Origin of the sequence: Salmonella sp. 32031103-2018-00083-FB-01-SM-01, assembly GCF_017571995.1 — a bacterium.
In the GTDB taxonomy this organism is placed as follows: Bacteria; Pseudomonadota; Gammaproteobacteria; order Enterobacterales; family Enterobacteriaceae; genus Salmonella; species Salmonella enterica.
On sequence record NZ_JAGEQL010000001.1, the window covers coordinates 563,522 to 576,822 of the forward strand.

Annotated in this window: 9 protein-coding genes and 1 pseudogene; 4 read left to right on the plus strand and 6 right to left on the minus strand. The window is 51.2% G+C overall.

The annotated features are described in order from the left end of the window. Positions 1 to 60: 60 nt before the first annotated feature. The 3 genes from J4614_RS02805 (at position 61) to J4614_RS02815 (ending at position 3,878) form a co-directional block, all read left to right on the plus strand. Positions 61 to 1,068 (plus strand): LacI family DNA-binding transcriptional regulator, encoded by a 1,008-nt coding sequence (locus tag J4614_RS02805; protein ID WP_000201082.1) that lies wholly within the window; start codon positions 61 to 63, stop codon positions 1,066 to 1,068. A 143-nt stretch (positions 1,069 to 1,211) separates the two neighbouring features. Continuing rightward, positions 1,212 to 2,663, plus strand: a complete 1,452-nt coding sequence (nhaC, locus tag J4614_RS02810; protein WP_208293052.1) for a Na+/H+ antiporter NhaC — start codon at positions 1,212 to 1,214, stop codon at positions 2,661 to 2,663. 12 nt (positions 2,664 to 2,675) lie between these two features. Next, entirely contained in the window at positions 2,676 to 3,878 is a 1,203-nt protein-coding gene (locus tag J4614_RS02815) for a MalY/PatB family protein (protein ID WP_000347156.1), read from the plus strand. 112 nt (positions 3,879 to 3,990) lie between these two features. Here J4614_RS02815 and glgX read toward each other — a convergent pair whose 3' ends face one another. From glgX to J4614_RS22285, 6 genes and pseudogenes are all read right to left on the minus strand, one after another. Beyond that, complete coding sequence (glgX, locus tag J4614_RS02820; RefSeq protein ID WP_001527713.1) at positions 3,991 to 6,066, minus strand: glycogen debranching protein GlgX; 2,076 nt, start codon at positions 6,064 to 6,066, stop codon at positions 3,991 to 3,993. Between the two features lie 56 nt (positions 6,067 to 6,122). Beyond that, entirely contained in the window at positions 6,123 to 8,651 is a 2,529-nt protein-coding gene (gene treY / locus J4614_RS02825) for a malto-oligosyltrehalose synthase (protein ID WP_208293053.1), read from the minus strand. Continuing rightward, positions 8,648 to 10,432, minus strand: a complete 1,785-nt coding sequence (treZ, locus tag J4614_RS02830; protein WP_038393852.1) for a malto-oligosyltrehalose trehalohydrolase — start codon at positions 10,430 to 10,432, stop codon at positions 8,648 to 8,650. The genes treY and treZ overlap by 4 nt, the downstream gene beginning before the upstream one ends. Positions 10,433 to 10,560: 128 nt before the next feature. Next, positions 10,561 to 11,346, minus strand: coding sequence for an OBAP family protein (locus J4614_RS02835; protein WP_001644401.1), 786 nt, complete (start codon positions 11,344 to 11,346; stop codon positions 10,561 to 10,563). Between the two features lie 142 nt (positions 11,347 to 11,488). Further along, positions 11,489 to 11,818, minus strand: a complete 330-nt coding sequence (gene hdeB, locus J4614_RS02840; protein ID WP_001032161.1) for an acid-activated periplasmic chaperone HdeB — start codon at positions 11,816 to 11,818, stop codon at positions 11,489 to 11,491. Between the two features lie 234 nt (positions 11,819 to 12,052). Beyond that, positions 12,053 to 12,285, minus strand: a pseudogene (locus J4614_RS22285) (efflux RND transporter permease subunit); the annotation flags it as partial. 300 nt (positions 12,286 to 12,585) lie between these two features. Between J4614_RS22285 and J4614_RS02850 the strand changes: the two are divergent. After that, entirely contained in the window at positions 12,586 to 13,221 is a 636-nt protein-coding gene (locus J4614_RS02850) for a hypothetical protein (RefSeq protein WP_000778345.1), read from the plus strand. The last annotated feature ends 80 nt before the right edge of the window (positions 13,222 to 13,301 follow it).

Sequence of the window (13,301 nt, forward strand, 5' to 3'; positions counted from 1 at the left end):
CCACATAACATGATAATCAATGGCTTTGATACCCTTTAAACGAACAAATACGAGCTTAACATGGCGACAATAAAGGATGTTGCATCCATGGCCGGTGTATCAACCGCGACTGTATCACGCGTCATTAACCAGACCGCGTGGGTTGAACCCGTCACGCGCGAACGTGTAGAGAAAGCCATGCGCGATCTCAATTATCGCCGGAATGCCGCCGCTATCGCGCTGGCGAAACGTAGCGGCGATATGCTCGGATTGTTAACCGGCAATCTGGCCGATCCTTTTTTTGCCCGCCTTGCTCGCGGCGTAGAAGATGTTTCTCGTAAGCAGCAGTATCGCTTGATGGTATGTAGCGGCGGCCACGACGAAGAAATGGAAAAAGCGGGACTGGATTTTCTGGTTAATCAAGGCTGTGAGGCTATTGTTGTACACGCCAGCCGATTACCGGATAAAGAGCTGCTGCGCTACGCAGCCCACTTTCCAGCGCTGGTTGTTGTTAATCGTTATATCGCCGGTATGGCCAACCGGTGTATCTGGCTGGAAAATCGCAGCGCCGCCAGGGAAGCGACCCGATATCTCCTGGCGAACGGGCATCGGCGCATTGCCTGTGTGACATCTGACTTGCCAATTATCGATCGTCAGGAACGCCTTGATGGTTACCGTCAGGCGCTGGAAGAATATGGTATTTCTCCAGACCCTCGCTGGGTGATTAGCGTTCCGTTTAACGAAGAAGGCGGCGAGCGGGCCGCGCATCAACTTATCAATAGCGGGCTTCCCCTTACGGCTGCGGTCACGTTTAACGATGTGATGGCCGCTGGCATTATGCGTATTCTTCATCAACGCGGCGTTCAGCTTCCGCAACAGCTCTCTATTGTCGGCTTTGATGATGTGGTGCTGGCCCGGTATCTTTATCCGGCGTTAACAACAATGCATTATCCGGTCGAACAAATGGCGCGTTGTGCCGCGCAACTGGCGATACAGTTATACCAGGGCATTACGCCGCCGCCCAGCAGCAATCATTTCAATGCCGAACTGGTGATCCGCGATTCTGTCGCGCCCTATTTTTCACGATGAATGCGTCGTCAACAGTAAAAACTGTGATGACTATCAAATTTACCCTTCTCATGTAATCGGTTACATGGACGAAAGTAATGGATCACAGTAGTGAGAAGCGTATCCCCCTACCCTTGAGCTACCTTACTGACCGGAGCTCCATTATGCGTGCATCACAAAACAAGAAGAAAACGCTGTCATTGGGTTTAGCGCTAATCCCAGTCATCTCCATGTTGTTATTGTTGATTATCGGTTACGGCATCATGGGGCTACGTATCGAACCGCTCCTTCTGTGCTCTGCGGCGGTAGCGGCAGGCATTGCATGGTGGCAAGGATACTGTTGGGAAGACATCATCAACTCAGTGGTGGATAAGCTGGCTAAAGCAATGCCGGTTATCATGATCCTGATCTGCGTGGGCGGTTTGATTGGCACCTGGATGTTTAGTGGCACCATTCCCTACATGGTGTACTGGGGGCTAAAACTCATAAGCCCGGAATATATTTTGATTGCAGCCTTCTTTTTAACCAGCGTGGTCTCCGTCTGTACCGGTACATCGTGGGGGTCCGCCGGGACGGTTGGCGTTGCGTTAATGGGGGTTGCCGCCGGGCTGGACGTGTCTCTTGCAGCAGCAGCTGGCGCCGTCGTTTCTGGCGCTTATTTCGGCGACAAAATCTCACCGTTGTCCGACTCGACTAACTTTGCCGCGATTGTCGCAGACACTACTCTGTTTGAGCATATTCAGCATTTACTTTGGACGACCCTGCCAAGTTTCCTGCTTGCCGCCGTGGTTTATCTTATCGCCGGACACAGTAATATGCTGGGCGAGGTGGCCACGCCGCAGCGCGTTACGGACATCATCCACTCGCTGGAGTCGCTATACCATTTTAATATTGTTCTTATTTTGCCGCCGGTGATCGTACTGTGGGGCGCAATTCGCAAGAAGCCTGTCATCCCATTAATGTTAAGCGCCTGCGTACTTGCCTTGTTCCTCGGCGTCATCATGCAGGGACTGAGCATCAAACAGGGACTGGACGCTTTCATTGATGGATTTGATATCGCCATGTTCCCACAAGGCGCAGAAGGTGTCGTGGCCGATGTTCCGCGCCTGCTAAACCGGGGCGGAATGTTCTCGATGATGGGAACAATACTGTTAGTTTTCTGCGCTTTTTCATTTGCCGGAGCGCTAACGTTAACCGGCGCGTTAACGATCATCATTAACCGACTGCTGACCATTATTCATAGCGTTGGTCAACTCATTGCCGCCACTATCGGCACCACAATTTTGGTCACAGGAGCGACCAGCGACGGTAAACTGGCATTGTTAGTTCCCGCCGAACTGTTTAAAGATGCCTATCGTCGTATGGGGCTGGATACTAAAAACCTTTCACGGACGATAGAAGATGCCGGTACCGTTATCGAACCTCTCCTGCCGTGGACCTCGGCTGGCGTCTACATGGCAACCACGCTGGGCGTTAGCACGCTTGATCTTCTGCCCTGGGCTATCCAGTGCTATGCGGCGATCTTCTTCGCATTAATTTATGGTTTTAGCGGAATTGGTATTGCCAGAACTGCCTCCGCTTCAGAAAAGTCGCCGCAAACGTCAGTGACGAAATAATAAGGAAACAAGATGGATTTTAACCAGATTATCAATCGCAACAATACTGGTTCGGTAAAGTGGGATTTTATTGAGCGTCACTTTGGCGATGGCGCAGGGAAACTGCTGCCGATGTGGGTTTCTGATTTCGATTTTGCCTGCCCGCCTGAGGTTCAGGCGGCATTGCATCAGCGAATCGAGCACGGCGTATTTGGCTATAGTGAACGTGATGAGGCCTATTTTAACGCCCTGCTTCACTGGTTTTCGTCACGCCACCAGCTCACGTTAAAACAGGAATGGGTATGCAGCGTGGAAGGCGTCGTACCAGGGTTGGCGCTCTTAGTGCAAATGTTGACGCATCCAGGCGACGGCGTAGTGGTACAGGGACCATACTATGGCTCCTTCGCCAAAATAATCACGCTTAATGGTAGAAAACTGCTGGAGAATCCCCTTAGCGAGTCGCCGGACGATGGCTACCAGATGGATTTTTGCCAACTGGAAAGGCTGTTTCGCCATGAGCGCCCTCCGCTGATGATTTTGTGTAATCCACATAATCCAACCGGGCGTTGCTGGTCGGCCAACGAGCTGGAGCAACTGCTTTTATTATGTGAAGCTTATGATGTCACTCTCATCTCGGATGAAATATGGGCCGATCTATTGCTGCCCGGCGAAACCTTTACCTCGGTACTGCATTTAGGGGAGCGCTGGCATAAACGGGTCATCTCCGCCACTGCGGCCAGCAAAACATTTGGCTTATCGTCGTTGCGAATTTCTAATTTTCTCATTCCCGATCCTACGCTTCGCCAGCGTTTTCTGTCTCGTCTGGACGCTCATGGGCTGGACGTCTTTAACGCCCTCTCCGTTCAGGCGGCGACTACCGCATGGAATGAAAGCAGACAGTGGCTGGATTCGCTACTGGATTACCTGGCGGAAAACCGCCGCTGGTTTGTTGAACAGGCGACAGAGCACCTTCCCTGGGCAAGAATTGTCCCGGCGCAGGGAACCTATTTATTATGGATGGATTGTAAAAAACTGGGACTGGATGACGAACAGCTAAAATGGGTAATGGCGGATGTCGCGGGTATTGCTCCTTCAATGGGCAGCGGCTTTGGCCCGGCGGGCAGCGGATTTATCCGTTTAAATCTGGGATGTCCACGTACCTACCTTGAAATGGCAATAGACGGCCTGAAGCGAATATCGGTGAAGACAATCAAAGGAATACCAACAGGCGGATGAATTTTTCGGGCGGTAAACTGACACCGGTGTTATTTCTGCGGCATGATATCGCCTGAGCGCCAGTAAAAAACCGGCCATCAAGGCCGGTTGGGTCCGGAGCGCGGTTTTACTATCAGGGGCGTCTGAATAACACGATACTGCGCCCGGCCAGATCGAAATCCATTTCTTCGGTAATCCGCATTCCCTGCTGCGCGTTATCGGCAGTCGTCAGTTCAAGTACCCAGCCGCCTTCTCCCCACATCGGAATACGGAACGGTACGCTGCCTTCAAACGGATTGAAAAGCAGTAAGGCGTCGTGCCAGATCCCCGCTTCCGGCTGAAGATCGGGTCGACTAATACATACGCCTATCGTCGATCCCTCATCCCATTGTTCGGATTGCTGCGCCCCTCCGCCGGCGTTAAACCAGCGGATCTCCAGACCGTCACGCCAGCTCTCCCGGCGCAGCAACGGTTGCGTGGCGCGCAGTTGAATCAGATGACGGGTAAACTCCCGTAGCGCATTGGCGGTTTCCGGCAAATTATCCCAGTGGACCCACGATATTTCACTGTCCTGACAGTAGCCATTGTTATTGCCCATCTGACTGCGGCCAAACTCATCGCCCGCTAATAACATCGGCGTGCCGTGCGAGAAAAGCAAGGTGGTCAGGAAATTACGTTTCTGTTGCTCGCGTATCGCATTGATGCCTTCGTCGTCGGTTGGCCCTTCTGCGCCATAGTTACAGGAGCGGTTATCATTATGCCCGTCATTATTATCTTCGCCATTGGCTTCATTATGCTTGTCGTTATAAGACACCAGATCGTTCAGCGTGAAGCCGTCATGGGCAGTAATAAAGTTAACGCTTGACCAGGGGCGACGGCCGCGCAAATCATAGAGATCGCCGGAACCCAGCAGGCGTGCAGCGAAATCATTTGTGACGTTGTCACCTTTCCAGTATTCGCGCACCGTATCGCGGTATTTATCATTCCATTCGCCCCACCCTGGTGGAAAACCGCCAACCTGATAGCCACCCGGTCCGATATCCCAGGGTTCGCCAATCAGTTTCAGTTTTGCCAGCACCGGGTCTTGCGTTACCGCATCAAAAAAGCCGCCTCTCTGATCAAAGCCTTCCGGCTCACGACCAAGAATGGTGCCCAAATCAAAACGAAAGCCGTCGACATGCATTGACTCCGCCCAATAGCGAAGCGAATCCATCACCATTTGCAGTACCCGTGGATGAGAGGTATTGACGGTATTACCTGTCCCTGTATCGTTAATGTAATAGCGATGCTGATCGGGCATGGTGCGATAGTAAGAGAAGTTATCGATACCTTTAAATGACAGCGTGGGACCAAGCTCATTCCCTTCTGCCGTATGGTTATAGACCACATCCAGTATCACTTCGATGCCGGCATCATGGAAAGCGCGCACCATATCGCGGAATCCCTGAATACCTTTTGGACCATAGTAGCGCGTCGCCGGTGCAAAAAAGCCCAGCGAGTTGTATCCCCAGAAATTTTTCAGTCCCTTATCGAGCAGATGCTGATCGTCCGGGAACCAGTGAACGGGTAAAAGCTCGACGGAGGTAATCCCCAGACTTTTAATGTAATCCACGCTGGCTTTATGCCCCATGCCCTCAAACGTACCGCGTAGAGGCTCAGGGATCGCGGAATTAAGCTGGGTAAAGCCTTTTACATGCGTTTCATAAATAATGGCGTTCGACCACGGTATGGAAGGCCGTTGTCTATCCTCCCAATTCGCCTCAGCCGGATCAATCACCCGGCATTTAGGCGTAAATGGCGCGCTATCCTGGTCATCAAAGGTCAAATCTTTATCGTCATGAAGTAATTGATACGCGAAATGCGCATCGTTCCACTGAATATCGCCCACCAGCTCACGGGCATAAGGGTCAATAAGCAGCTTATTGGGGTTAAAACGATGACCATTTTCCGGGTCATAAGGACCGTAAACGCGGTACCCATACAGCGCGCCGGGCTGCAACTTCGGGACATAGCCGTGCCATATTTCGTCGGTATATTCCGGTAACTCCAGACGAGCGATTTCATGCTCCCCGCTCGGATCGTAAAGACAAAGCTCGACGCGTTCCGCATGGGCGGAAAAAATAGCGAAATTCACGCCTTCGCCGTCATAATTCGCGCCAAGCGTATGGCTGTATCCTGATCTGATTTCAAAAGCCCTGTTTGTTGTCATTCTCTTTCTCCACCCACGGTAAACGTTGTCCTGTCACGGCACATCAACACATAAACTCAGTCGCTCATTAAAACCAGTACGCCGCCCTGATGTGAGGCCAACGACAGGCGTTCACCAGGCATTAACCTCTCCTGGGTAAGCACATTGCGATAACGATGCTGATTAAGCTGTCCGGGTATAATAATGTCGGTTCCTGCCCAGAAACCGCTATGCGATTGTGACAATAAGCCGTCACATTCGGCGAACACCAGTCGGGGCGCAACAACAATCAGCGCATCATCATGATTGGCTCTGGCGTAAGCGATGACTTTGTCGGCACGCTGACCAACAGCCCGCAGCGGTATATAGTCGCCAAAACGGAAGAGCTCATGATTCTGCTGACGCAGACGCAGTAAGGCGGCGGTGGCATACTGATTCACCTGCCCGTTTAGCCAACTCTCTTCGCACGAGAAAACTCCCGGCGTTAGCTGGTCTAACTGCTGCGCCAGCGTGGCGAAATCCGGTTCGCGGCGGTTGTCGGGATCGACAAGGCTAAAATTCAACGCCTCGCTCCCCTGATAGATATCAGGTACTCCCGGCGCGGTTAATTTGATAACGGTCTGCGTCAGGCTGTTAACCAGCCCTGCGCGGATGAAGGGTTGCAAGGAACGATAAAAATCCTGCAAAAATGTCTGATTATCCGGCGCCAGTAAATAACGGGCGTAATCAAGCATTGCCGTTTCGTAAGCCTCATTACTGTCCACCCAATCGGTACGTAGCTTCGCTTCGCGTAGCGCTTTCTCCACAAAGGCTTCAAAGCGTATTTTCAGCGCGTTTAAACCTTTTTCGTCCTGTGGTTGTAGCATCGGGGGCCAGACGCCGGTCAGCGCCTGATATAACATCCACGTATCCGCCGATTTTGGCGCAGTGCCATCATTCAAAAATTTGACATGGGTCTGGTTCATCTGCCGCCAGCGGGCAAGGCATTCGCTCCACTGTTCCGGCGCTTCGGTAAGCGTATACAGCCGTGCTCGCGCATCCTCGCCTCGCTTGGTATCGTGGGTCGACGTACCGGATAACGCGTCAGGCTGTCGCGCCTGTCGGGTTTTCATCTCATGGTGAAAGCGTTCAATGGAGAAGTGATGCGTGACGGGCTCGGCGCCGACTTCATTTAACGCCAGTCCCATGTTTTGACGAAAGAAAAGCGTATCCTCTACCGATTTCGCCATCAGCGGACCGGTGAGTTGTTGGAACCGAACGCGAAACTGTGTCGCCTCCTCCAGGCTGGAGGTGGGAACATCGCCGGTAAGAAGGCGGCTCAGAAATGTAAGCGCTTCTGGCTGCGGAGGGTTTTCAAGCGTCTTTACCCGTTCCACAATACGATGTAACAGGCAAATATCGGTCGGCGGTAGCCCTTCTGCCGTGCCGTAAGTGCGATATACGGGAAAGGCAATTAATAACTCGCGTAACGCCTGCCGAACGACGCTCTCTTCCTGTGCGATCTGTAGCTCGCTGGCAATCGACAGCGCAAGCGCGAGCAGCCGGGTAAATTCCCCCTCGAAATTGCGATCGACCATCAGCAATTTAGCTGCCCGTAATTCCGCCCGCATATCCACTGGCGCGCCTTTAACGGTCTCGTAAGCCTGGCGCAGATTGTCTATCTGCGCATCGTCAACCAGCACCTCCGCCAGCGAGGCGATGAATTCATAGCCTGTGGTGCCGGAAACCGGCCAGTCATCAGGAAGTTGCTCGCCTTTAGCGAGAATTTTTTCCACGGTGATATAGCACGCCGGCCCCACTTCCTGACGTAAACGCGCAAGATAGGCTTTCGGATCGGCAAGGCCGTCGATATGATCGATACGTAAACCGTCAACCGCCCCCGTTCTGACCAGCTCCAGAATCAGCCGATGTGTATCGTCGAAGACGGTTTTATCTTCCACCCGCATTCCTACCAGCCCTGTGACCTCAAAGAAACGCCGATATGAAAGCGAGCGAGCGGCATCGCGCCAGGACATTAATTTCCACGGCTGGCGCTCATGCAAATCAGCAATAGCGGCTTTATCGGTAAGCGCCAGTATTTCGGCCTCGCGCCCCTGCCACGTCGCCGGCGCAAGCGGATAATAGTTATCATAATAGGCGAACGTGGGTTTACCCGTAGCGGGATCGGGCTTGATCGCAATTTCTCCGTTTTCCAGCACGGCATCAAACGTGTCGCCTAAAAAAGGCAGCGTCAGTCGGCGCGACCAGTCAATATCGAAATGGCGCGCGTAACGGCTCTCCTTGCCATATTCAAGCACGTCGCGCCACCAGGCGTTTTCCAGCGAGCTGGCCATGTGATTAGGCACAATATCGATGATCAATCCCAGACCTTGCGCTTTAAGTTCAGCCACCAGTCTTTCAAATCCTTCTCGCCCGCCAATAGAAGGCTCAATCTCATTCGCATCGGTGACATCATAACCATGCGTTGACGCTTTGGTGGCGGTAAAGATGGGTGAGGCATAAAGATGGCTGATACCCAGATTTTTAAGGTAAGGCACCAGCGCCGCAGCGCGATCGAAGGTCATGCCATTACGAAACTGAAGACGATACGTTGCAGTTGGGATCATGATGCAGACTCTCCCTGAGCTAAGCGGACAATAAGAGAATGTTGGGAAAGCGACCCGGTGGATTCATTCGGCCAGGCGAAGAGAGTCTTACCCGGTAAATCGGGCAGTAATACCGTCGTGGCGCTAATATTCAGCGCCAGTGACAGTGTTCCTCCCGGAAAACGCCAGCTAACGGCAATAAACCCGGGCGCGGTTTGCAATACCGTTCCTGAGCTCTCACGGGCAGCGGACAACAGCGGCACGATATGCTTCTGGCGCAAAAGCAGTAGTTCGCGGGTAAACGCAAGCCACGCTTTACCCTCTTCACTGTGCTGTTGCTTCCAGTTAAGTTTTGAGCGTTGAAAGGTCTCTGGCGCATTCGGGTCCGGAACATTTTCCCCTGCATGATCGGCAAATTCTTTTGCGCGACCTTCACGAACGGCGCAGGCTAAATCCCCATGGAAATCGGTAAAAAAAAGAAAAGGACGGCTTTCGCCATACTCTTCGCCCATAAAAAGCAGCGGAATATGCGGTGAAAGCAGCAACGTGGCGAGCAATACTTTTGTTCGTTCAGCACCTGCCAGGGTTATCAGTCTGTCGCCCTGGGCGCGGTTACCGACTTGATCGTGATTCTGAATAAAATCCACAAAGGCGACCGGGGGTTGTCCGGTACTTTTTACGCCGCGAGGTTCGCCGGTTTGTGGTGAAATTTCTCCCTGATAAGCGAATCCTTCGGCCAGCGCTCTTGCGAGGTGTTTTTCCGGGGCATCAGCAAAATCGTTGTAGTAGGCCTGGGTCTCTCCGGTCGCGAAAACGTGGATGGCATTATGAAAATCGTCATTCCATTCGGCGGTAAACAGCGGCGCATTGCCACCCTGATCACGGGGATGCAGAGAAATAATATTGCGGCTATCTTCGGTAGTCAGATGAATGGGTCTGTCGGTAATGTCTTCCCGAATACGTTGTGCGATTTCAACCAGCACATGCTTTGCGCTACTGTCTTCAATCTGATCGATAGCGTCAAAGCGTAAGCCGTCGAGATGGTATTCTGTCAGCCAGTATAACGGCGCCTCGATGATATAGCGCCGCACGGCGTCGACATCATAGGCGATACCATTTCCCCACGGCGTCATGCGCTCTTTGTGGAAAAACGCCGGCGCCAATAGCGGTAAATAATTTCCCTCCGGGCCGAAATGGTTCAGCACAATATCCAGGACGACGGAAAGACCATACCCATGCGCGGCGTCAATAAACGCTTTGAAATCATCCGGCGTCCCATAGGCTGAATGCGGCGCGTAAAGCAGTACGCCGTCATAGCCCCAGCCGCGTTCGCCGCCAAATTGCGCAACGGGCATCACTTCAATAACGGTAACGCCGAGTTCAGCGAGATAAGGCAGCTTCGCTATTGCGGCGCGGAAGGTGCCTTCCGGAGTGAACGTGCCTGTATGCATCTCGTACACCACGGCCTGCTCCCAACGGCTACCTTTCCACCCGGTGTTGCGCCACGCGTAGCTGCCTGGATCAACCACATATGACGGACCGTTGACGTCAGTTTTTTGGGCGCGGGAAGCCGGATCGGGGACCACCATGCCATCGCTGAGTACAAAATTATACTCCGTACCTGGCGTCACCCCGGAGACGTCCAGCGTAAACCAGCCGTCACCGCTCGCCTGCATTTCCTGGTCTTTACCCGCAAGCCTGAGCATAACCTTTTGCTGACCGGTGGCCCAAAGACGAAAGCGGACAACATCAGCGGCGATATATTCAGCCCCCCAGCTTTTGCAAAAAATTTTTGAACTCATTTATCGCTCCGTTTAACCCATAACCTCTACAGCATCCGAAGAACAAGCATAGACTATGGGGCTAATCTTTACGTGACACTGTCACTTAACAGGCGTTCTTTTTCGTATCTGCGTGTAAAAGCGTGGAATTATTGTCGGGATTGCTCAGATGTACCGAAGTGCGCGGTATCGCCTCGCCCGTGTTCGCCAGCGCCCTGAACACGCTGTAGCTGGATAACCTCTCCCTGCTCCCAGGCGTTAGCCCCCTTGATAACGGGATGTTCAGGCAGATCCTGCCGCTCGCGTTTAATGGCCTGGGTATCAATTCCCAGACGGCGATCCCGATCGGCCAGCAGCGCGGGGTCAAGCTGCCCGTCGCCAGTAAAGCCCATCATCAGCGCAGGGATACCCATTGGCAGGGTTTTATCCCGGTCGGTATGCCAGGTGTGCCAGGTCTTGCCATAGGTATTAACAATCTTACTCATCAACGCCTTATCAGCGACCTGCGGTAAGCCAGGCGCCACCAGGCTACCGGATTTCACCTCGTACTGGTGGCTGTGCCACAGTTTTTTCTCCTCGGGAGGAAGCGTTTTAAATAAACGTTCGCTGATAATGTACTCTACCCCCATCAGGCGCGCGCTTTTCGTATTGCCGTCGTAAATCACCGCCTGCATGACATCTTCGTTCAGGACGGTAACGTAATGGTGCGCTTCCATCTGTCCGTTTTTATCACCGCTATAAAAATGGAACCCGTCAAGGTAGGTACTGATGGCATCGACAGGTGGTCTGGATTGAATAGCCGCCGCGCCTGTTTCCAGGGTACGTAATTTGGCAGATGTTTTTTCCCCGGGAATAGGCGTTTGCGGCGGCGTATTATTGGCGCCACATCCGGCCAGAAAAGGAATGATAAAGAGTGCCAGCGGTAAAATTTTCATTAGGTCTCCATATAGTGAAAGGGCTCTAATGAAAATAGTGCAATACCACGTGATTGGTAGAAGAAATGGAAGATGTTATTTGTGACGGTGTCACAAATAGTAAAACCCGACACACAGGCCGGGTTTTGATATCAGTTTACTCTTATTTTGAGAGTTCTTTCTTGATTTCGTCTTTTATTTTGCTTAATTCACTCTGCGGGTTTTTCTTACAAAGCTCAACGGCTAGCGGCACTGCTGTCGTCTCAGTTTCCTGGAAATCAACGTAGTCCCCGCCTTTAAAATCTTCATCTTCATTCAGCACCCAGAAAGCGACTGGCGCCATCGTCTGCGGATTGAGGTCAACAAACTCCTGGCAGCTCATACCTTTAGGCGTAACGTTTGTTTTAGTAGTATCTGTTGCCGCATTCACGCTAACACTGGTTACCAGCGCTGCCACGATAATACCTGCTGTAGCAAGGGAGAATTTATTCATTGTTGTTGCTCCAATAATTATATAAATAACCTCTACATCTGCGCGTTAACCCGTTAATGTAGAACGCAGAAAATAATACCCCTCCTCTCTCAGGAATAAAGATCACCCTCCGTGATATGGCTATTATTGATATTTACGTTGACTGATTTTGATGTTTGATGAATAAAGCAACATGGCGAGCAGATTTTAGGGCGAAAAAGTAGACCACGACAATAGCAAATGACGTGGTATGCGCTACGTTGAGCTGATGAAAGAGAACTTCGCTCTGACATGCTGTCGCAATCGCGCCAGCCAGACACAAACGGTGGGCAGAACAAACATCGTAAACAGATTGCCTGTCAGCATTCCGGAGGCAACCACCAGCCCTGGCCAAAACGGCTTGCGGCGTCTACGCCGCTGGCGAACCCTATCAGGGCTAAACCAACCACTATTGCCCCGGTAGTCATCAGCACCGGGCGCAATCGGATCTACAATACAATTTCATAGCATTTACAGATAGTCGGACAATTTCAGGTTTCCGTAATCATAAAAAACACCTTTCGTACACAAACTGTATACTTCCAGTAGATTTATTGTTATTTAGCACTATAACTGCAAGCAGTTGAATCCAAAGGGTAATAATTCAGGCATTATTGGAAGGGTAATTTACATTATTAAGATAAATAAATGCTTATCGGTGAAGTGAGCGACGTTTAAGTTTTGTTGTAACCACGGCTTTATACTTTTTACGAGTGCTATTTTTTTTGGCTAATTAAAAGGTAAAGTTAATGAAACTATCCGTAACATTGGCGTTTTTCGGTTACATGATGGCATCCAGTTTAGCACAAGCTAGCGATATCAATATGTGGCGTGAACCCAAACCTGTTGTGAAAGAGGGTAAATATTACAGCTTAATCATGGATCGTGGCGAGTTGCAGAAAGCAGTAAAAAGCAGCAATAACAACTATCTCTTTTCCGAAAAAGGTGCAGGAGTGAAACCGCTGGTATTGATCGGCTCCCCGGTAGAGATTAGCGAATTTATGTTGCAAAATAAAACTCGCAGTATTGAAAACCACATTAAAGGTCTACCTGACATTTATATTGGAGTGACAAAATATAAACCCAAACAACGTTTTACCGGCTTATTTCCGCTGCAGGATATATTGACTCAAACTGTTGATCAGGTATCGAAATTTGTGCCCGGTACCGATATCACCGATGCGGTGGGAATCCCCGCCGACCTAAAAGCATTACAGCAAGCTATTTTGGCTATGAAGCCAAAAGATAAAACCAGCAACAATATACTGTACGTCAAATTTAGCTACTTGCCGGAAGATGGGATGGTGAAAGTAGGAAGCAAAACAGTTTCTTTTGGTCGTATTCTGGAGAAAATGCAGCAGAGTAATCGTACCCTGCGTAGATAAGCAGGCAGTTGGCAGTATTTCCAGTTTCTGGAGTGTTAACTTAAGCTACAAAAGATGTCTGGAGGTAATAGGTAGGAATA

Excerpts from the sequence above, each read along its gene's own strand:
- J4614_RS02835 (WP_001644401.1), bottom strand. The coding sequence starts at position 11,346 with ATGAAAATTTTACCGCTGGCACTCTTTATCATTCCTTTTCTGGCCGGA.
- glgX (WP_001527713.1), bottom strand. The coding sequence starts at position 6,066 with ATGACAACAAACAGGGCTTTTGAAATCAGATCAGGATACAGCCATACG.
- J4614_RS02850 (WP_000778345.1), top strand. The coding sequence starts at position 12,586 with ATGAAACTATCCGTAACATTGGCGTTTTTCGGTTACATGATGGCATCC.
- nhaC (WP_208293052.1), top strand. The coding sequence starts at position 1,212 with ATGCGTGCATCACAAAACAAGAAGAAAACGCTGTCATTGGGTTTAGCG.
- treY (WP_208293053.1), bottom strand. The coding sequence starts at position 8,651 with ATGATCCCAACTGCAACGTATCGTCTTCAGTTTCGTAATGGCATGACC.
- J4614_RS02805 (WP_000201082.1), top strand. The coding sequence starts at position 61 with ATGGCGACAATAAAGGATGTTGCATCCATGGCCGGTGTATCAACCGCG.
- J4614_RS02815 (WP_000347156.1), top strand. The coding sequence starts at position 2,676 with ATGGATTTTAACCAGATTATCAATCGCAACAATACTGGTTCGGTAAAG.
- treZ (WP_038393852.1), bottom strand. The coding sequence starts at position 10,432 with ATGAGTTCAAAAATTTTTTGCAAAAGCTGGGGGGCTGAATATATCGCC.
- hdeB (WP_001032161.1), bottom strand. The coding sequence starts at position 11,818 with ATGAATAAATTCTCCCTTGCTACAGCAGGTATTATCGTGGCAGCGCTG.